The sequence below is a fragment of the Paenibacillus sp. V4I3 genome (assembly GCF_030817215.1).
Classification (GTDB): domain Bacteria; phylum Bacillota; class Bacilli; order Paenibacillales; family NBRC-103111; genus Paenibacillus_E.
In genome coordinates this window covers 1,248,711-1,267,625 of the sequence record NZ_JAUSZA010000001.1, presented here as the reverse complement: position 1 = coordinate 1,267,625, position 18,915 = coordinate 1,248,711, and the positions used below count along the sequence as shown (strand labels likewise).

17 protein-coding genes are annotated in these 18,915 nt (G+C 50.0%); 8 read left to right on the top strand and 9 right to left on the bottom strand.

What is annotated here, in order from left to right:
* The first annotated feature begins 92 nt into the window (after positions 1-92).
* Both QFZ77_RS05955 and QFZ77_RS05950 read left to right on the top strand, forming a co-directional pair.
* A complete protein-coding gene (locus QFZ77_RS05955; RefSeq protein WP_307437449.1) occupies positions 93-827 on the top strand; it encodes a DUF421 domain-containing protein in 735 nt (244 codons plus the stop codon).
* A 353-nt stretch (positions 828-1,180) separates the two neighbouring features.
* Positions 1,181-2,233, top strand: a complete 1,053-nt coding sequence (locus tag QFZ77_RS05950; RefSeq protein WP_373462726.1) for an ArsR family transcriptional regulator — start codon at positions 1,181-1,183, stop codon at positions 2,231-2,233.
* On the opposite strand, the gene aroA is transcribed toward QFZ77_RS05950, so the two are convergent.
* Complete coding sequence (gene aroA / locus QFZ77_RS05945) at positions 2,230-3,585, bottom strand: 3-phosphoshikimate 1-carboxyvinyltransferase (RefSeq protein ID WP_307437440.1); 1,356 nt, start codon at positions 3,583-3,585, stop codon at positions 2,230-2,232. The genes QFZ77_RS05950 and aroA overlap by 4 nt on opposite strands.
* Positions 3,586-3,694: 109 nt before the next feature.
* Here aroA and QFZ77_RS05940 point away from each other — a divergent pair, with 109 nt between their 5' ends.
* On the top strand, positions 3,695-4,576 hold the full coding sequence (locus tag QFZ77_RS05940; RefSeq protein ID WP_307437437.1) for a LysR family transcriptional regulator: 882 nt from the start codon (positions 3,695-3,697) through the stop codon (positions 4,574-4,576).
* Here QFZ77_RS05940 and QFZ77_RS05935 read toward each other — a convergent pair whose 3' ends face one another.
* From QFZ77_RS05935 to QFZ77_RS05910, 6 genes are all read right to left on the bottom strand, one after another.
* A complete protein-coding gene (locus QFZ77_RS05935; protein ID WP_307437434.1) occupies positions 4,577-5,164 on the bottom strand; it encodes a TVP38/TMEM64 family protein in 588 nt (195 codons plus the stop codon).
* A 1,000-nt stretch (positions 5,165-6,164) separates the two neighbouring features.
* A complete protein-coding gene (locus QFZ77_RS05930; protein WP_307437431.1) occupies positions 6,165-6,350 on the bottom strand; it encodes a hypothetical protein in 186 nt (61 codons plus the stop codon).
* A gap of 406 nt (positions 6,351-6,756) precedes the next feature.
* Positions 6,757-8,514, bottom strand: coding sequence for a glycerol-3-phosphate dehydrogenase/oxidase (locus tag QFZ77_RS05925; protein ID WP_373462567.1), 1,758 nt, complete (start codon positions 8,512-8,514; stop codon positions 6,757-6,759).
* A gap of 133 nt (positions 8,515-8,647) precedes the next feature.
* Positions 8,648-10,156: a glycerol kinase GlpK gene (gene glpK / locus QFZ77_RS05920; protein WP_307437427.1), complete on the bottom strand. Its 1,509-nt coding sequence runs from the start codon at positions 10,154-10,156 to the stop codon at positions 8,648-8,650.
* 24 nt (positions 10,157-10,180) lie between these two features.
* On the bottom strand, positions 10,181-10,738 hold the full coding sequence (locus QFZ77_RS05915) for a glycerol-3-phosphate responsive antiterminator (protein WP_307437424.1): 558 nt from the start codon (positions 10,736-10,738) through the stop codon (positions 10,181-10,183).
* Positions 10,739-10,970: 232 nt separating this feature from the next.
* Complete coding sequence (locus tag QFZ77_RS05910) at positions 10,971-12,980, bottom strand: GTP-binding protein (RefSeq protein ID WP_307437421.1); 2,010 nt, start codon at positions 12,978-12,980, stop codon at positions 10,971-10,973.
* 165 nt (positions 12,981-13,145) lie between these two features.
* Between QFZ77_RS05910 and QFZ77_RS05905 the strand changes: the two genes are divergently transcribed.
* Entirely contained in the window at positions 13,146-13,865 is a 720-nt protein-coding gene (locus QFZ77_RS05905; protein WP_307437418.1) for a DNA-3-methyladenine glycosylase family protein, read from the top strand.
* A 611-nt stretch (positions 13,866-14,476) separates the two neighbouring features.
* On the opposite strand, the gene QFZ77_RS05900 is transcribed toward QFZ77_RS05905, so the two are convergent.
* Positions 14,477-15,046 (bottom strand): TetR/AcrR family transcriptional regulator, encoded by a 570-nt coding sequence (locus QFZ77_RS05900; RefSeq protein ID WP_307437415.1) that lies wholly within the window; start codon positions 15,044-15,046, stop codon positions 14,477-14,479.
* Positions 15,047-15,067: 21 nt separating this feature from the next.
* A complete protein-coding gene (locus QFZ77_RS05895; RefSeq protein WP_307437413.1) occupies positions 15,068-15,793 on the bottom strand; it encodes an MBL fold metallo-hydrolase in 726 nt (241 codons plus the stop codon).
* Positions 15,794-15,950: 157 nt separating this feature from the next.
* Between QFZ77_RS05895 and QFZ77_RS05890 the strand changes: the two genes are divergently transcribed.
* The 4 genes from QFZ77_RS05890 to QFZ77_RS05875 all read left to right on the top strand — a co-directional run bounded on the left by QFZ77_RS05890 (position 15,951) and on the right by QFZ77_RS05875 (position 18,481).
* Positions 15,951-17,027 carry a M42 family metallopeptidase gene (locus tag QFZ77_RS05890; RefSeq protein ID WP_307437410.1) on the top strand — a complete coding sequence of 359 codons (1,077 nt, stop codon included), beginning with the start codon at positions 15,951-15,953 and terminating at the stop codon, positions 17,025-17,027.
* 193 nt (positions 17,028-17,220) lie between these two features.
* A complete protein-coding gene (locus tag QFZ77_RS05885; protein WP_307437407.1) occupies positions 17,221-17,658 on the top strand; it encodes a GNAT family N-acetyltransferase in 438 nt (145 codons plus the stop codon).
* 37 nt (positions 17,659-17,695) lie between these two features.
* Entirely contained in the window at positions 17,696-18,079 is a 384-nt protein-coding gene (locus QFZ77_RS05880; RefSeq protein WP_307437404.1) for a DUF2500 domain-containing protein, read from the top strand.
* Positions 18,080-18,100: 21 nt separating this feature from the next.
* Complete coding sequence (locus QFZ77_RS05875) at positions 18,101-18,481, top strand: MmcQ/YjbR family DNA-binding protein (RefSeq protein ID WP_307437401.1); 381 nt, start codon at positions 18,101-18,103, stop codon at positions 18,479-18,481.
* Positions 18,482-18,915: the final 434 nt, after the last annotated feature.

The following is an 18,915-nucleotide window of genomic DNA, read 5'->3' as shown; positions in this document are numbered from 1 at the left end:
TCCCTTCACTCCAACCACCCATCATGGATAAAAACGGGAAAACGAGGAAACATTATACGAGCATTTACCCCATTTTCGGAGTGTGACGTGAATTGGACTTCTTTCATAGCCAAGAATCTCTAACCACGATCCAATGGATTTTGCGCGCTGTTGCAGCCTATCTCTTCTTATTAATTACGGCCAAAGCTTTGGGGCAGCGATCCATCTCACAACTGCGTTTTCTGGATTTCATTATTGCTCTAATCTTAGGAAATATTATTGCCCACCCGCTTTCGGACGAGCATTTAGGTTTAACCGGATCCATGATCACCACGATTGTAATCGTAGTCCTATATCTGACAACCTCCTGGCTAAGTTTAAAATGGAATTTCCTTAAGCATTATTTAGACCCGCCGCCGCTTAGGTTAATTAAAAATGGACAGATTCAAATGAAAAGTTTGCGCAAAGCCAAAATTTCTGTAGATCACCTCTTCTCTGAGCTGCGTAAGCAGCAGATTGAGGATATAGCCAAAGTCGCACTTGCTCTGTGGGAGCCAGGAGGAATCATTTCTGTGTTCCTCGAGCCTCAGTATCACCCTATTACCGCGAAAGATATGTACATACCTACATCGTCGTTCTCTCTCGTGAAGCCGATTATTGTTGAAGGGTCCAGTGATGATAAGGTGCTTGCTCAGCTGGGAAAAGACCACGCATGGCTGGAAGCTCAGATTCACGCTGCACATCTCGATATGAAGGATGTTGAACTAGCTACCATAGATGATCAAGACCAAATACGTGTATATACTGATTTAGACTCCAATGAAAAAGACGAGCAAACGCTGTCCTGATAGCGTCTTTTCGTCTGTTCGTCTTTTGGCTTTTTAGATGAGAAAGCGTTGGATCTGTACTCGCAGTTCGTTCGAAACTTGGTTTAACGCAGCTGCATTCCCCGAAGCTTCTTTCACGTTTCCATTTGTTGCTGTACCATATCGGACTTTACGTCATTTATACTTAGATTGCACCGAGTTAGGCTAATCAGCATTCCTAATTATTCCTTAATTTGGAATATAAAACTGTACGATCACCACAATTTATGTTATTATTTAATTACGTAATTACGTAATTAAATAATTTAGATGAGGTGATCCTTTTGACCACAACACGGGATTATGGCACCGAGCTAGATGCGCTGCAGGCACAGATGAATGATCTTCAGCAACTTGTCAGACAATTGATTCCTAACCAAGATGAGAATAATAAAATGTTTACTGAGAAAAACAATTCAGCAGCTGAGCTTGGGAGTGTATTTTACTCTGGTCAATATCGGGGAGATCAGGCTAGTTTCCGGTGGGAGCCTCAAGAAAAGCATGTCCGGCAGTTAATCCAACTGGACGGCGATAAAGCAGCAAAAATCTTGGGTGCTCTTGCTCATAAGCAGCGGCTGGATATTTTAAGATCAGTCTTGCAAGAACCTCTTACCGGACCGGATCTGGTAGAACGTCTGAACATGGGGACAACGGGACAATTCTACCATCACATCAAAGCATTAGTAGGAGCAGACCTTCTCGTTCAAGAAGAGAGAGGCGGCAAGTATACCATTCCAGGCCCCCGTGCACTTCCACTTTTATTACTGCTGGCGGCGGCTTCCGACCTCATGGACACTAGTGACTATTTAGCTATGACAGAAGCAAGAACGAATGCGCATGCTTATTTGGGCGGAGCACAAGAAATATATGATCCACACTTACTGCTGTGGGCTGTTGTCGAGAACTGCATTCTGGAGCACCTGCACGGCACCTGCAGCGAGGTTAGCCTCTTTTTGCATGCGGATGGCAGCATCACAGTTGCAGACAATGGACGTGGTATTCCCGTTCAAGCGCTTCCTGGTAGTGAACACCCACGTGTTCAGACTGTTCTTACAGACATGAGCCGACTAAGTACAAGTGCTATTTTCTTAGCACTCGGCAGTGAAAAAGGCATCAGCATGCCCGTCGTCAACGCGCTATCACTCAAGCTTTCCGTTGAGATCAAGCGCGACGGTCGAGTGTTCCAACAGCACTATAAGCATGGGATTCCGCAAAGCGAGCTCCAAACAGTAGGCGTGACCAAGGAAACAGGAACGAGTGTTACCTTCCTGCCAGATCGCGATATTTTTAGCAAATCATTTGAGCTAAGCATGCTTGAGAAACAAGCTGGGGATTTTGCCGTTTTATATCCGAAGCTGAATATTCAGGTGTGGAGTGATCTTGCTTAAATAACCTCCACCCCGACACCCAGCTCCCGCCATCGATCAAAAAAGTCTGGGCATGTCTTCGAAACACAGCCCGGATCCGCAATCCTGACGCCATCTACCCTTGCGCCGATCAGCGAAAGCGCCATCGCCATTCGATGGTCGTCGTGGGGGTCGAGAAGCGCGGGTTGCGGCTCCCCTGGGTGCACCGTTAACCCATCTGCATGTTCCTCCACCTGAATGCCAAGCTTCCCAAGTTCCTCACACATCGCCGCAATGCGGTCACACTCATGATGCCTGATATGCGCAGCATCCGTCAGTGTAATTGGACCATCCGCGAAGGGGGCCAGTGCAGCTAGTGTCAGCGTCTGGTCCGACCAACGCTGCATGCTCACTGTGAAGCCGCCTTTAAGACGTTTTGTACCCCGAACTTCAATGTAATGTTCACCACGCGTCACCGAACAGCCCATTTTCTCCAAAACAGACAATAGCTCTATATCCGGTTGTCGCGTCTGCGCGGAAATACCCTCAATACGTACACGTCCATTCGTCAGGGCAGCGAGAGCCCAGAAGTAACCGCAAGTTGATACATCGGGCTCCAGCATGAATGTACGTGCTTCATAAACACTCGGCTGAATCGTAATCGCTTGCCCATCCTCATGAACCTCTGGTCTCACACCAAACGCCCACATCATATCCAATGTCATCTCGACGTAGTCCCGCTGCACAATTTGATCAGCGATCTGAATGGTTAGAGTTTCTTTGGCATAAGGAGCTGCGAGCAGCAAGCCGCTAATAAACTGACTGGAAACCGCTCCAGAAACCGTTACTTCTCCTCCATTAAGACCGTCCGCATGAAGCGTCAGCGGTACACATCCAGGATTACCCTTATATCGGATATCCGCTCCCAAACTGGATAACGCATCCAATAATGGTGCAAGAGGTCTTTCTGTCATACGCTTACTGCCATCAAGTGTCCACTCCCCATGACCAACGACAAGTGCCCCAGGTAAAAAGCGTGCAACCGTACCAGCAGCTCCCACGTATAAATCTGCTTTCGCGACTGACCAATGTCCTTCGTTTCCATGGATTGTAACTGTATCCCCATCCATCTCAATTTCAGTTCCCAGCTCTCTGAGAGCGTTCATACACCAATAGGAATCATCGCTTTGTAAAATACCCTGCAGCCGGGTGGTCCCCTTCGCAAGTGCAGCAATAAGGAGTGCGCGATTAGTGAAGCTTTTGCTGCCCGGTATCGTGATAGTCGCATCGACCGCTCCTTGAAGCGGCGACAGCCGTACCTCCTGTCCTTCCAGATGTTGTGACCATGGTGATCTAGCTCTCCGATCTGGCTCGTGCTTCGCCCAATCCTGCATTTCATCCACCCTCTCCAATTGTGCGTATCTTATAAGCCAATTATAATGGGAGGAGCAGGCATAGATGAAATCACCAAATAAGCACCTTCCCATAAAGGAGCTCTATATCATGATCCATTTAGAATGGTACCGAATATTCCTACATGCCGCCAAAGCGGGCAATTTAACCAAAGCAGCCGGGGAGCTTTACATTACCCAACCATCCGTCAGCTATGCGATTAAACAAATGGAACAGGCGTTATCCATGAAGCTTTTTCATCGGCAATCCAAGGGTGTGGAATTAACAACTGAGGGGAAGCAATTACTGCTTTATGTGGAGCAATCCTTTGCGCTTTTGGAGGCTGGGGAGAAAAAAATGTCCGCACTCAAGCACCTCACAGGAGGCGAACTTCGTGTCGGAGCGAGTGATTCGTTATTCAAGCACTTCTTATTCCCTTATCTGGATACCTATCATAAACAATATCCCGATGTCCGCATCAGGCTTTCTCACGGCAAAACATCCGAGATTACAGCTCGTGTCAAAGAGGGCAGCATCGATTTTGGGCTTATTCATTTGCCAACTGCCGATGATCCTCATCTCGATGTCCAAACGGTTATGACCCTCCAAGACTGCTTTGTGGGCGGTGAAGCCTACCGTGATCAAGCAGACCACTTACTTTCCGCGCAGGATATCAGCCAATTCCCCTTACTGCTTCTATCTCCCGGAAGCAGCACTAGGCGCTTCATTGAGCAATGGTTTGCTGCCCAAGATGTCACCATCGAAGCCGACACTGAGCTCGGCAGCATTGATCTGCTTATCGAATTCGCAAAACTCGGCTTCGGCGTTGCTTTCGTTCCTCGGTCTTATGCCGTCAAAGAATTGGCTGAAGGTACGCTGCATGAGCTAAAGCCTGCCAAAGCCATTCCCGCCCGCAGCATCGGAATCACGACCCGCCGAGATATGACATCGTCTGTTGCAGCGGCTAAATTTCTTGAGATGCTTTCGTCTTAATTACATAAACCGCCTCTCGACTTTTTTGCTAATCATAAGTGAGATCACAATAAATAAAGCCACATAGATCAACTCATACGGATTCTCAATGAATCGCTTAGGATCGTGGCCAATGAAGCTAACCGACAGCACCATGACCGCTTTTCCCGCCGCAACCGCAACCAAAAAAGAACGAAACTTCATGCCGACCAGCCCGGCAGCCATATTAATCACAACGAAGGGTCCTATCGGAAAAAGACTGAGTATAAACACATAGTTGAAGGCCTGACGACGCGCCCAGAGGAGACTTTTTTGGACTTTGGGCTTTTGTGCCCAGCGCTCTAGATAAGGATGGCCGGCTACTTTTTTGACGATCGCAAAAGTCACCAAGCACCCGCACACAATACCTATCCAAGAGTAAAGAAAACCGAGCCATAGCCCATATACCGCTGCATTTACACTAATAATGACAAGTGTAGGGAGCGGCGGAACGAACGATTTCATGAAAGGTAGAAGAAGACCTGGTAATGGGCCGAGTGATCGATACTTGTCCAAGATCATTGCCAAATTTTCTTCCGTGAGGTAGGACAAGAGTTCTGTTATTCCCATATGTATGCACACCTACTCGCTTAACAATTAGTTGAAGACTAGGATAAACTTACGAATTAACGAAGGATAAGGCCAAAGCTGATGCGAAACAAGCGAATGTACAAACTTATAAATTCGAATCAACTGAAAAAAAGAACCTCCATAGGCATAATAGCACATGGAGGTTCTGGCTGCTTATTTTTAAGTGAAAAACACGAAATTGACACATGAATGATTTCGCCTGCGGATGCTTATGTTAAGCAAAGTATGATGTATGTTTGCTGACATTCACTGGCTAACCGTCGTTCTGTATAATAATACATCCTCGTCCGCTCTATCTTAACCTACAAAGTTGTATTCCGGAGAGGTCTTTTTCAGACGTCTCGCGCCTCTTTCGCTACATTCGAGCCTCCGAGACAGCCTTTTCTGCCTTCTCAGGCTGCAAACCCGCTAACTTGTCTGCTCTCAGCAAATGAGAGGTCTTTTTCAGACGTCTCAGCCACTTTCGCTCCATTCGTGCCTCCGAGACAGCCTTTTCTGCCTTCTCAGGCTGCAAACACGCTAACTTGCCTTCTCTCAGCAGATGAGAAGTCTTTTTCTGACGTCTCAGGACACTTTCGCTCCATTCGCGCCTCCGAGACAGCCTTTTCTGCCTTCTCAGGCTGCAAACACGCTAACTTGCCTGCTCTCAGCAACTGAGAAGTCTTTTTCAGACGTCTCGCGCCTCTTTCGCTACATTCGAGCCTCCGAGACAGCCTTTTCTGCCTTCTCAGGCTGCAAACACGCTAACTTGCCTTCTCTCAGCAACTGAGGGGTCTTTTTCAGACGCCTCGCGCCTCTTTCGCTACATTCGAGTCTGCGAGACAGCCTTTTCTGCCTTCTCAGGCTGCAAACACGCTAGCTTGCCTTCTCTCAGCAGATGAGAAGTCTTTTTCAGACGTCTCAGGCCACTTTCGCTCCATTCGAGCCTGCGAGACAGCCTTTTCTGCCTTCTCAGGCTGCAAACCCCGCTAACTTGCTTTCACTCAGCAGATGAGAAGTCTTTTTCAGACGTCTCACGCCTCTTTCGCTCCATTCGAGCCTTCGAGACAGCATTTTCTGCCTTCTCAGGCTGCAAACCCGCTAACTTGACTGCTCTCAGCAGATGAGAGGTCTTTTTCAGACGTCTCGCGCCACTTTCGCTCCATTCGAGCCTTCGAGACAGCATTTTCTGCCTTCTCAGGCTGCAAACACGCTAACTTGACTGCTCTCAGCAGATGAGAGGTCTTTTTCAGACGTCTCGCGCCTCTTTCGCTACATTCGAGCCTCCGAGACAGCCTTTTCTGCCTTCTCAGGCTGCAAACCCCGATAACTTGCTTTCACTCAGCAACTGAGAGGTCCTTCTCGGACGTTATGCCGGAAAGTGGCCAAATTGTTTTAATTTTTTGCAACAATTCACCTAATTGGCCAGAATTTCTCCAAATTGTTGTACGAAATGCAGCATTACTCGTCCATGCCCATTGGTGGGCATGGACCTTCTCATGGAGCAACCAGTGAGCTATTTGCGTGAAAAGTAGCTGTGGAGCAATAGCTGGAAATGCTGAACAGCTGAAATAGCTGGCGCCGCTGGAGCTTTACGCCTCCAGCGGGTTCACCGCTTCATGGAGCAGCTGCTCCAGCTCAGCGGTGTAGGCTGCTGTTTGCGCTTCGTCCCAGCCGAAGCGCTCAGCCATGAAGGCGATCGCAGGCGCCTTCCACTGCTTTGCCCACGCGATGTCGAAGAAGAGGGCGCCCGTGCGGCGGATGAAGAAATCCACCGGCTTCACGACCATCTCGCGCTCGATCGCGTACACGAGCGCAGCGAGCACGGCGGCGGGCATGCCCCGCTGCGCCGCCTCAGCCCGGTGCTGCTCCAGCAGCTCGAATACGGCGTCCACGTTGGAGCCGTACCTGTGCGCGAGCAGCGCAGCCTCTGCCTCGGTCAGCCCCAGCCGCAGGCCTTGGCTGACCTTGCCCCGCAAGAACGGCGCCAGCTTCGCGGAGCCGCCCACATCGCCGCCGGAGATCGGCAGCGTCCGGGTGCGGCTCGGCGGCAGCGCCGCCGAGACCTTGCCCTCCGCCAGCAGCATCGCGGCGATCTTGTCCACGACCGACTCCGCCATTTTGCGGTAGCCGGTCAGCTTGCCCCCGGCCATCGAGATGAGGCCGGAGTCCGAGACGAAGATTTCGTCGCGTCGCGAAATCTCAGAAGGGTCTTTGCCCTCTTGATGGATCAGAGGGCGCAGCCCGGTCCAGCTCGATTCGACGTCAGCCTCCGTCAACCCGAGGGACGGAAACATCTCGTTCGCGGCACGCAGCACATAGGCGCGATCCGCTTCGGTAATACGGGGATTGGCAATATCCCCTTTGTAATTCGTGTCCGTCGTCCCGATGTAGGTTTTGCCGTCCCGCGGAATGGCAAACACCATCCGCCCATCCGGCGTATCAAAATAAATCGCCTGCCGCAGCGGGAACTTGCTCTGATCGAACACCAGATGCACCCCCTTGGTCAGGTGCAGCGTTTTGCCGTGCTTGGATCGGTCCATCTCGCGCAGCGTATCGACCCAGGGCCCAGCCGCATTAACAATCTTACTTGCGTACAGCGAGTATGCCGTCTTTCCAGACGTCTTTCCAGACGTCTTTCCAGATGTCTCACCAGCCCCACCGCCAGCAATCTGGTCCACCACACTCACACCAACCAGCTTGCCATTCTCCACCAGCAGCTCTTCAACCTTAGCGTAATTCACCGCCAGAGCCCCCAGCTCGACAGCTTTTTTCATGACTTCAATGGTTAAACGCGCATCATCTGTGCGGTATTCCACATAGTAACCGCCGCCTTTAAGATCCTTCTTCTTCAAAAGAGGCTCATGAGCAAGGGTTTCCTCTGGGCGAAACATCTTGCGGCGCTCCGATCTTTTGACACCAGCCAAGAAATCATAAACCCGCAGACCCAGCGAGGTGGACAGCTTCCCGAACGTGCCCCCCTTATAGAAAGGCAGCAGCATCCACTCCGGCGTCGTCACATGCGGGCCATTTTCATACACAATTGCACGCTCTTTACCGACCTCAGCAACAACCTTCACCTCCAGCTGTTTGAGATAGCGCAGCCCGCCATGAACCAGCTTGGTCGAACGGCTCGACGTTCCCGCAGCGAAATCCTGCATATCAATCAACGCGGTGCGAAGCCCTCTGCTTTGTGCATCCAGCGCAATGCCCGCTCCCGTAATCCCCCCTCCAATTACAATCAGATCAAGCGTTTGCTCAGACATGGCCTGCAGCATTTCTGTTCTTTTCAGCGCATTAAACCCCTGTTGTTGCCCTTTATCATTAGTTTGCTTAAGTTCCTTCGTCATCCCAATCTCTCCTTCGCAGATATAAAATAAAAAAACCACAACATACCTAATACGTATACACGTATAGGCCGCCGTGGCTTCTCCTAGTCTCCAACCGAATATTAACTTGTTATTAGTATATCACTGCACACGCTTATTTAAAAGCCATTGCGGCATTTACCGCTTTTTTCCAACCGCCATACAATTTCTCTTGAAGCTCAGCTTCCATTCCCCGCTCAAAAGCCTTATCCACCTGCCACTGCGCCGCAATCTCCGCTTGATCCTTCCAAAAACCTACAGCCAGACCCGCCAGAAAAGCCGCACCAAGCGCTGTCGTCTCACTAATCATCGGACGTTCCACCGTAACTCCCAGCATGTCGCTCTGGAACTGCATCAGAAAGTCGTTCTTCACAGCACCACCATCCACTCGCAGCTTCGTGAGCTGAATGCCGGAATCATCCTCCATCGCTTGCAGCACATCCTTGGTCTGATACGCGAGTGATTCGAGCGTTGCCCGAATGAAATGCTCCTTCGACGTCCCCCTAGTAAGCCCGAATACCGCGCCCCGAACGTCGCTGTCCCAATAAGGTGTACCTAGTCCGACAAACGCTGGTACGACATACACACCCTCTGTTGAAGCAACGCGCTTCGCGTACTCTTCACTATCCTTCGCAGATTTAATCATCCGCAGCCCGTCCCGCAGCCACTGAATCGCCGATCCTGCCACGAAAATACTGCCTTCCAACGCGTACTCCACTTTCCCGTTCAATCCCCAAGCAATGGTGGTCAAAAGTCCGCTGCGCGATGGAATCGCGTGATTGCCCGTATTCATCAGCATAAAACAGCCTGTGCCATACGTATTTTTGGCCATCCCTTTTTCAAAACAAGCTTGCCCGAACAAAGCCGCCTGCTGATCCCCTGCAGCACCCGCAATTGGAATCGCCGAACCGAAAAAGAAGCTTTCCTGCGTATATCCATACACCTCAGAAGAGGATCGAACTTCCGGCAGCATGGAAGCTGGTATGTCCAAATGCCCCAGAAGCTCCTCATCCCACTTCAGCTCGTGAATGTTATAGATAAGCGTACGCGAAGCGTTCGAATAGTCCGTCACATGCGCTTTCCCGCCTGTCAGCTTCCAGATCAGCCACGTATCCATCGTGCCAAAAAGCAAATCCCCACGTTCCGCTTTCTCTCTGGCACCGTCAACGTGGTCGAGAATCCACTTGATTTTGGTTCCTGAAAAATACGCATCAATCAGCAGTCCCGTACGCTTCCGAAACAGGTCGCTAAGCCCCTGCGTCTTCAGCTCTTCACAAATATCTGCCGTCTGCCGCGACTGCCACACAATCGCATGATACACAGGCATCCCTGTGTGCCGATCCCAGACAACCGCTGTTTCCCGTTGGTTGGTGATGCCAATTCCCGCGATTTCTGCAGGCTGCACCCCAGATTCCGATAAAACCGCCGACATGACTCCCTGAATCGACAGCCAAATTTCGTTCGCATCATGCTCCACCCAACCCGGCTTCGGAAAATACTGCTTAAATTCCTTCTGGGCTACATGCACAATACTCCCTTTTTGATTAAATAAAATAGCTCTAGAGCTTGTTGTTCCCTGATCGAGGGAAAGGATATAAGAAGGTTTTGTCCCCGTGATTGCCATTGCCTTGCCTCCAAATGTTCAGGATCATTGATGATAGTGCTGCCACAGCTCCGTATTCGACGTAGTCACTGCCGTTGCTCCAGCTCCTAGCGCAAGCTCCACATCCTCCACTGTACGAATGAGTCCTCCTGCAAAAATAGGAATGCCCGAACGCTCCTTCACTTCCGTGATAATATGCGGAATAATACCGGGAAGCACCTCAATGAAATCGGGTTTGGTCCTCTCCAAAAGCGTGTAGCTTTTATCCAAGGCACTGCTGTCCAGGAGAAAAAGCCGCTGAATGGCGATCAAGCCATTCTGTTTCGTCTTCATAATCACATTCCCCCGCGTCGAAATGATACCGGCAGGACGAATACTTTGACACAGAAATTCCGCCGCATAATCGTCGTTTTTGAGCCCTTCTATTAAATCAGCGTGCAGCAGCAGCTTCTTTCCGTTTGCTTTGCCCAGATCCACGATGCTTTTCAACTGCCCAATATGACAATCCAACAGAACAATATACGTATAATTAGACTTAAATAGCTTTTCTAGGTCTCTCATTTTGCGAATGGCTGGTAAAATGCACTGCTCTTGCAAAGACATTACCATCGCCCCCGTTTCTTTAAAATGAACATCTGTGCCTTGGACACAGTTTGCCTGCAAGCAACAAGTCCAGAATGAGCGGAAATGACAGCAAAAAAACTCACCAAGTATTGCCAATGATATTCAATGGGCAATCCAAGTGAGTCTCCTGTTCTCCGTCACATGTTATTAACTTACCTTCATTGTACTGAGGCGAGTACATCATGTCAATGACAATGATCATCCAGCTAACTTAGGTCGACAATGCCTTACGCACAGCTAAAATATACTTCGACTGATCGAGCGGATTGACTCCACGCCGCTTACGCTCCGCATGAACGTCCGGAGGACTTGGCTGATAGCCTGCGAAAGAGGATGTTATTACACCTCGTCCACCTGACATTGCACTCAGCTTCACTGGATATTCCAGTGACGTAGCGACAGGCAGACGACCCTCGACTACGAATCTGCCTCCTGTAATTTGCGGCGGATCAAAAACCGCTCTCATCTGCACAAGGTCACTAAGTACCTTGCCTCCGAACTCTTCAGGCACGGTGATGCGAACCTGCAGCATTGGTTCGAGCAGCGTCGTGCCCGTCTGCGCAAGGCCTTGCATGATGCCCATCGGCGCAGCGACAGCGAAGTCGAGCGGGTGAGTGTGCCACACGTGGTGCTCGCCCTCTATAAGCGTCACCCTCAAGTCGGTGACTTCCCAACCGAGCAGCCCTTGCTGGAGCGCCTCCGGCACGCGGCGCGCCACCTCGTTCTGGTACTGTACGAGCAGATGCTCGCCCCGTACCAGCGACTCATACACGAGCCCGCTGCCCGGCGCCCCAGGCTCGATGCGAAAGCGTAAGATCGCCCAGCACGGCTTGGGCATCGTATAGGCAATGAAGCCTTCGCCCACTTGCGAAGGCGTTTCTTTGTAGATCACGGAAGGTTGGTCGAACCTTACTTGGAGCCCAAAGCGCGAGCTCAAGAGACTCGTGAGAATCTCGAGCTGGATCGCGCCCATGACTTTCACATGCAGCTCTCGCTCCTCCTGCAGCCACTGCAGATCGAGCAGCGGATCCTCGTCGGTCAGCTCCTGCAGCGCTGCGACGAGCGCCGGATACTGCGCCTCACCCTCGGCGTGAACCTGCACAGTCAAGAGCGGAACCGCCATCTGCGGCGCAGGAGGCACGCTATCTACCCGGCCCAGCACATCGCCGATCCGTACCTGCGTCAAGCCGCAGACGGCCGCAATGTCGCCGGCCGTAACAAACCCGATGTCTTCGGCTTTACGGCCGTCGATTTTGCGAATCTGGGTCACCTTCTCCTCCACGCTCTGCGTGACATTGACGACGGTGTCCCGGTTGCGGATCGCCCCCTCGTAGAGGCGGACGTACGCCATTCTCCCCATGGTCTTGTCCCGTTCGACCTTGAACACCACGGCCGAAAGCGGCTGCTCCGCAGAGCCACTCGGCCCAGGCAAATAATCAAGGATCGCTTCCATCAGTTCCTTGATACCGAGCCCCTTGCTGGAGGCGCCCACCAGCAAAGGAAAAGCCGCCCCCTGCCGCGCATACCGCTGCAGGGTTGCCTTCACCTCGCGCGCCTCGACGGGCGCGCCTTCGATGTAGCTCGTGAGCATCCGCTCGTCGAGCTCCGATAGCTTCTCCACCGCGGATGCCAAGTCGAATCCGCGCACCTCATCCGCGGCGACCGCATCCGCCGCATCATCCACCAACACGTTCACCGCACCGCGGAACGTGTCCTCTCGACCAAGTGGTGCATAGATCGGCACCGCCATCTCCGTGAGCTGCTTGTGAATGTCGCGCAGCACGCGCTCGGGATCCGCGCCGACGCGGTCCATTTTATTCATATACAGCAAAGTTGGTATCTTGAGGGATTGCAGCGTGTGCCAGATCATTTCCGTCTGTGACTGCACGCCTTCTACCGCAGAAACAATAAGAATTGCCCCGTCCATTACCCGAAGTGAACGCTCCACTTCCGACAAGAAATCGACGTGACCTGGCGTATCTACAAGGTTAATCAACGTATCCTTCCATGAAAAAGAGGTCGTCGCGCTGCGAACCGAAATCCCCCGCTCTCTTTCCACATCCATAGAATCCGTCTGCGCAGTCCCGTTATCTACACTACCCAGCGCACGAATTCGCCCGCTATGATAAAGAATATGCTCTGTCGTCGTCGTCTTACCCGCATCCACGTGCGCAAAAATGCCCACATTTCTTCTGGATATTGCTTGATTATCATCCCTCATCAGAGCTCGAATTCCTTTCTATCACTATCATACTTTCATTATACTAAAGTGCGTACGATTGGATAAGCATCCCTGTCACCAATAAACTTTTTACAAATTTTACTAGGCCTCATAGCCTGTTAACCATTATGATGGAAATACTGAGCCTAAGGAGGTTTTTTCGCCATGAAAACTACGGAATTTGAGGAGTCAAGCCAGTCTATCCAACCTGAGGTAACTACAATACTATTGAATAAAATGCATCCTGCGATAACGGCCTTGTCCCAAGCAGACAGCAAGCTAGCAAGTCTCATTGAACTGATCGGTGATCTTACACTCACACCCAGCTACAAGCCCTTTGAGTCGCTCGTGATGTCGATTATTTCCCAACAACTCTCTGCAAAAGCGGCTGCAACGATTAAAGCCAGAGTGAAGCTCGTTATACCGGACGTCACGCCTGAGCTTGTGCTCGCTGTGGAAGAGGAAGCCATCAGACAATGCGGGGTCTCCTATCCCAAAATCCGCTACATCCGGGACCTTAGCACAAAGGTGGTATCCGGCGAGGTGACACTCGATAATCTGCAAGATTTAGATAACACAGAGCTGCTCAAACAGCTCACAAGTGTCAAAGGTATCGGCGCCTGGACAGCGGAAATGTTCCTCATTTTCACATTAGGCAGACCCGATGTCATGTCTATTGGCGATGCCGGCCTCCAACGTGCGGCCAAATGGCTGCATACCCTTGCCGATCGGAAGGACGGTAACTACTTAGGTGAAATCGCTCCGAACTGGGCGCCTTATCGCAGCTTTGCCTCGTTATACTTATGGCGAGCGATTGATATGGGGTTTGTGGATTCAGGCCTGCAGGTGGAAGCTTGTACGAAACCCAACTTGGAGCAGGGATAACCGACTGAGGTCGTCCTTTTGGACTAGCGCGTTTATTTCGCCACCACTAATATTCTCGATCCTTTAGTCAAGGCAGTAGGTTGTTGAAGAAGAAAGCGGCGGGTACCGTCGGTAATCTCCCTATCGTTGAATCAAGTTCAGTTGAACGTTTTACAACATAGATATGCTAGTCCCATGACCGTCGATTCATTCCTCCAATCTTGTTCTAGATTAATTGTCTTAAGTCGGAATCCATCGTCAGATATGCTCATTTGAGGTTGCCGATTGAATGAGTAATGTGAATGAGGGAATGAGTGAGTAAGTAAATGAGTAAATGAGTGAATAAGCATATGAATGAATCCACATTCTAGGTCGAATGATGTTGCAGAAAGTGCAACAATTATTGCCGTAGATCCCGCCAATCTCTCGTCGATATTGCATAATGTACAACAAATAGGCTCCATACAGGCCATTTCGCAACAAATGAGCCTCTAAAAATCGAATTTTGGAGTTATGTCCAGCAAAATACATTGCTAAACAAGCTGAATAGAGGATAAGCCTCGCTTATCCCCCATTCCAAAACATACAATCAGAAAAGCGCAAGAAGCCACAACGGCTCCTCGCGCTTTTTCTCAATTAACTGCTATTCGTAATCCTCTTAAATACGTTTGAAGCAAACGCCGCAGGCTCTCGTCTCTTTCCAGCTCCATCCGGAAGCCGTTTCTATGCTCGAGGGAGGCAAAGCCATGCACCATGCTCCGAAATCCGCGTACCACGTGCAGCGCATCTTCTTCACTGAGTCCATATGGCTCTAAAATGCGCAGCAAGAAAAGCACAACTTGGCTGCCTGCCTCTTTCAACTCAGGATCCTCGTAGTCAGGCAATGAGGAGATCGCCTCGTATAATCCCGGCTGTTTCCTAGCGAATATGACGTAAGCGAAGCCTGCCGCCAGCAGCGCGTCATCTTCAGCTTTGCCAATAACAGCCTCGACCATCGCCTCTTTAATGAGTACGAGGCCGCGACGGGAAAGCTGCTTTCTGAGGTCTGGCAAGCCTTTAATATGATTGTATAGTGACGGTGTTTTTACGTTCAATTTAGCAGCTAATGCGGCTAGTGTCAGCTGCTCAACACCTTGTAAATCAGCCATTTCAATAGCTGCTTGGAGCACAGTCTCTGCGTCTAACCCCTGTCTGTATGCCACGATAGTTCCTCTTCTCTGTCTCTAAATTGCTGCTGCATCTGTATGAAACTTTTTAGCCGCTTCTTCCAAAATGCGATCCATGGTCGGGATCGGCTGCTCAATCATCCGTCCGTGTCCGACGGCTAGAAGGCTTGGCTCTAGCTGTCTCAGCTTGCGTGCGCTCTCCAACGACACTTCTTTATTCCACGTCGCCATCGCTGGGAACGGAAACCAGAATTTCATAACACCCGAGACCGCTGCACCGCCACGAACTTGAAAAGAATCCCCAGCAATCAATGCCCGACTGCGCACATCTAGGAAAGCCATCATCCCTGGAGTATGCCCAGGAGCTGATACAGCTTGCAGCGATCCTACAAGGTCGCCATCCTCCAGCAGTACATCCGGCTTCGTTTGTACAGACTTAGGAACATCTCCCTTAATCGGCGAATTTGGTTCGCCAACTTCTAATTCTTTACTGCCCGTCAGCAGCTTGGCATCTCTTCTTGAGATATAGACCTTAACATTCGGCAGCGCCTTTTTCAAACCGTCAAGTGCCCCAATATGGTCTCCATGTGCATGTGTAAGGACGATGCGAGTGATCGGCTTTCCAATTTGTTCTGCTGCTTGAAGAATGCCTTTGACACTGAACGGCAGCGCCGCATCAATAAGCGTTAATTCATTCTCTTCCTCCACCAAATAACAATTCACCGGAAAAAATCTCGGCATAAAAGCCAGTTGATACAAAGAACCAATACGTGTCATTTTCATAATAACGCCTCCCGTTTACTATTTATATTAGTATAATAACTAATGACATTAGTTTTGTAAAGAGGGAAATTACCTTAAATTCATTTTTTTCTCCATTATGGTAAAATAGATCTCATATTTGCACCAAAGCCTATTTCGATAAAGTGAGGAACCCCACATGAATACAGAAACGTTAGAGCTTTTTCGGACGCTGACGGAAATGCAAGCAGCGCCCGGTTTTGAACGTGAAATCCGCAAGTATGTTCGCGGTGAATTGGAGAAATATACAGACGAGTTCGTTCAGGATGGACTCGGCAGCTTGTTCGGTATTCTGCGCGGCTACGAAACAGGCCCTAAGATCATGGTAGCCGGCCATTTCGATGAGGTCGGCTTCATTGTGAGCGGCATCACGGAGCATGGCACGATCAAGTTCCAGCCGCTAGGCGGCTGGTTCAGTCAAGTACTGCCCGCGCAGCGCGTGCAGATTATGACGGATCAAGGGCCGATCATCGGCGTGATCGGCTCGGTGCCCGTGCACTTGCTGGACGAAGCGGCACGCAGCAAGCCTGCAGACATCAAGACGATGTATGTAGACATCGGCGCTGAAGATAAAGCCGATGCGCAGCGCATCGGCGTTCGTCTTGGGCAGCAGATTGTTCCCATCTGCCCATTCACACCCCTGGCCAATCCGAAGCGGATTATGGCCAAGGCTTGGGACAATCGCTACGGCGTCGGCCTGGCGATTGAGCTGATGAAGGAGCTTCACGGCGGGCCGAAGCTCCCGAATATCCTGTACGCCGGTGCAACCGTACAGGAAGAGGTTGGCGTGCGCGGCGGACGCACGGCTGCGAACCTCATTCAGCCGGACTTGTTCTACGCGCTGGATGCCAGCGCCGCCGGGGATATGACCGGCGACCGCAATGCTTTTGGGCAGCTAGGGCGCGGTGCGCTGCTGCGTATTTTTGATCCCACGATGATTACCCACCGTGGGATGGTCGAGTTCATTCTCGATACGGCGGAGACGCATAAGATTCCGTATCAGTACTTTATCTCGGCGGGCGGGACAGACGCCGGACAGGTGCACGTGCAAGGCAGCGGCATTCCCTCTGCCGTCATCGGAGTCTGCGCGCGCTACATTCATACATCTGCGTCCATTCTTCACGTAGATGACTATGCCGCCGCGAAGGAACTTCTGATCAAGCTCGTGCAAGCGAGCGATCGCACAACATTGAATACGATCCACGCTCAAGCGTAATCGCATTCTTTTTAAAGCTTTCCAATAAGATTTAGCAGAAAAAGCAGTTGAGCAGAATGTATTTCTTGCTCAACTGCTTTTTTGTTTTGATTCATCGCTACTTTCTTCTGTAGATGGGAGACAAATATAGAACCCATGTTCCAATATATGGTATAATTAGCAGAATCATTGGATTATAGAAAGAAGGACGACTATGACGTATACCATTCGTGAGGCTACATCCCAAGATACCAAACAAATTAGCAGCTTTGTTTCAGAGCGTACCGGCAAGGCCATTTCACCTTTACACATTGAAAATAGGCTGCATTTTATACGTGAGAACCCGGACGAATCACTCTATGTATATGAGGAGAAGAATCAAATTCTCGGTACATTAGGCTTTCGCATTCGCCATGGTGCCGATATGATTTTGAAATTCAGTGAAATCTCCGTTATTTCTGTGGATGAAACGAAGAGCCGACAAGCAGCCGCAGATAAATTAAAAAGCTATGCCGAGCAGCTAACCAGCAAACACGCTTGCTCCGGTATGTGGTGGATTACCGGCTCAGAGAAGAACGACGAGTCACGGGCCGCCAAGGAGCCATTAAGCTTTCATGAAACGGGTTACCGATTCGTTAAACGATTTCTCTAGAAAATCGGGAATATGCTTGCGCTAAGGAGTGAAAAACATGTCATCTGGGTTTAACATGGGGCCTTTTCCTGGTGGAAGTGGCGGAAATCTTTTTCTAATTATCTTTACGAGTGTATTCGTTCTCGTCATTGGCACTTTTATCATTTTGATTATCAAATCACTTAGGACATGGTCATCCAATAATGCCTCTCCCATCCAAAGCCGGAACAGTAAGGTCGTAGCCAAAAGAATGCATGTCAGCGGTGGCTCTGGAGATTCAAGTACAAGTACTAGTTATTATGCCACCTTTGAATTTGAAGACCGTAGCAGGCTTGAGTTATGGGTGGGACGGGAACAGTTTGGTTATATCGTAGAGGGTGACCAGGGAACACTAACGTATCAGGGCACAAGGTTCAAGGAATTCTTTCGTCCTCTATTATAAAATTCAGAAGGAGTACTTCATATGACACATCAGTTTGTGAGCATTAAGGGCTTAGAATTGGTTGCCAAAGTTAGGGCTTTCTGCATGGAACTGCCGGAAGCTGAAGAAAAGGTGGATGGCTTTGGTCATATCACCTTCCGTGTGAAAGATAAACCCTTCGTGATGATGGGCGAGACGGATGGTCAACCATCTACTGCCATTAAAACGAACCTGACAACACAAGAGTTCCTCCTTCAACAAGAGGATACACCCTACCACAAAACGGCCTACATTGGACAGCATGGCTGGGTATCAATTACAGACAAGGTTCCTTGGACGGAAATCGAAGACCTGATAATGGAAGGATATGCCCGGACAGCTCCGAAAAAGCTCCTCAACCAGCTGCAAGCAACTCGGAAATAGCTGCATGTTTGGGCGGTTTTTCGCCAGTATAACGATGTTTTTCATCGTTAAAGTAATGATATTGAGCTGCATCTCTACTTTAACGATGAAAAACACGCTTACAAGCAGGAGAGTTCACATTAGAGAGCCGAGTCGATAGGAATGGCGTCAGTTGGATCGTGCTGCGGTTGGAAGAAAAGGTTATGAAAGACAGCTTGGTAGAGCGTGAAAACCAGCGAAATTAACTGCATGTTTTACATCAAATGGTGTTCGAGCAGTCCCATCACGACATCCACGCTCACAAAGTTAGTTCCGCCCTGGATTTACCGGTTCACTTAGCGGTCATAAACAAGAAATAAGGATTTCGCTTAAAAACAAAGTATACGGAAGGAATTCCATGAATAACCTAAATTTGTCGGCAAAAATTGGATTTTATCGAATAATCTGAATATTTA

Excerpts from the sequence above, each read along its gene's own strand:
- QFZ77_RS05890 (WP_307437410.1), top strand. The coding sequence starts at position 15,951 with ATGAATACAGAAACGTTAGAGCTTTTTCGGACGCTGACGGAAATGCAA.
- QFZ77_RS05910 (WP_307437421.1), bottom strand. The coding sequence starts at position 12,980 with ATGAGGGATGATAATCAAGCAATATCCAGAAGAAATGTGGGCATTTTT.
- QFZ77_RS05950 (WP_373462726.1), top strand. The coding sequence starts at position 1,181 with ATGAATGATCTTCAGCAACTTGTCAGACAATTGATTCCTAACCAAGAT.
- QFZ77_RS05915 (WP_307437424.1), bottom strand. The coding sequence starts at position 10,738 with ATGTCTTTGCAAGAGCAGTGCATTTTACCAGCCATTCGCAAAATGAGA.
- QFZ77_RS05885 (WP_307437407.1), top strand. The coding sequence starts at position 17,221 with ATGACGTATACCATTCGTGAGGCTACATCCCAAGATACCAAACAAATT.
- QFZ77_RS05880 (WP_307437404.1), top strand. The coding sequence starts at position 17,696 with ATGTCATCTGGGTTTAACATGGGGCCTTTTCCTGGTGGAAGTGGCGGA.
- aroA (WP_307437440.1), bottom strand. The coding sequence starts at position 3,585 with ATGCAGGATTGGGCGAAGCACGAGCCAGATCGGAGAGCTAGATCACCA.
- QFZ77_RS05925 (WP_373462567.1), bottom strand. The coding sequence starts at position 8,514 with ATGACGAAGGAACTTAAGCAAACTAATGATAAAGGGCAACAACAGGGG.
- QFZ77_RS05875 (WP_307437401.1), top strand. The coding sequence starts at position 18,101 with ATGACACATCAGTTTGTGAGCATTAAGGGCTTAGAATTGGTTGCCAAA.
- QFZ77_RS05940 (WP_307437437.1), top strand. The coding sequence starts at position 3,695 with ATGATCCATTTAGAATGGTACCGAATATTCCTACATGCCGCCAAAGCG.
- QFZ77_RS05895 (WP_307437413.1), bottom strand. The coding sequence starts at position 15,793 with ATGAAAATGACACGTATTGGTTCTTTGTATCAACTGGCTTTTATGCCG.
- QFZ77_RS05930 (WP_307437431.1), bottom strand. The coding sequence starts at position 6,350 with ATGCTGTCTCGAAGGCTCGAATGGAGCGAAAGTGGCGCGAGACGTCTG.
- glpK (WP_307437427.1), bottom strand. The coding sequence starts at position 10,156 with ATGGCAATCACGGGGACAAAACCTTCTTATATCCTTTCCCTCGATCAG.
- QFZ77_RS05935 (WP_307437434.1), bottom strand. The coding sequence starts at position 5,164 with ATGGGAATAACAGAACTCTTGTCCTACCTCACGGAAGAAAATTTGGCA.
- QFZ77_RS05905 (WP_307437418.1), top strand. The coding sequence starts at position 13,146 with ATGAAAACTACGGAATTTGAGGAGTCAAGCCAGTCTATCCAACCTGAG.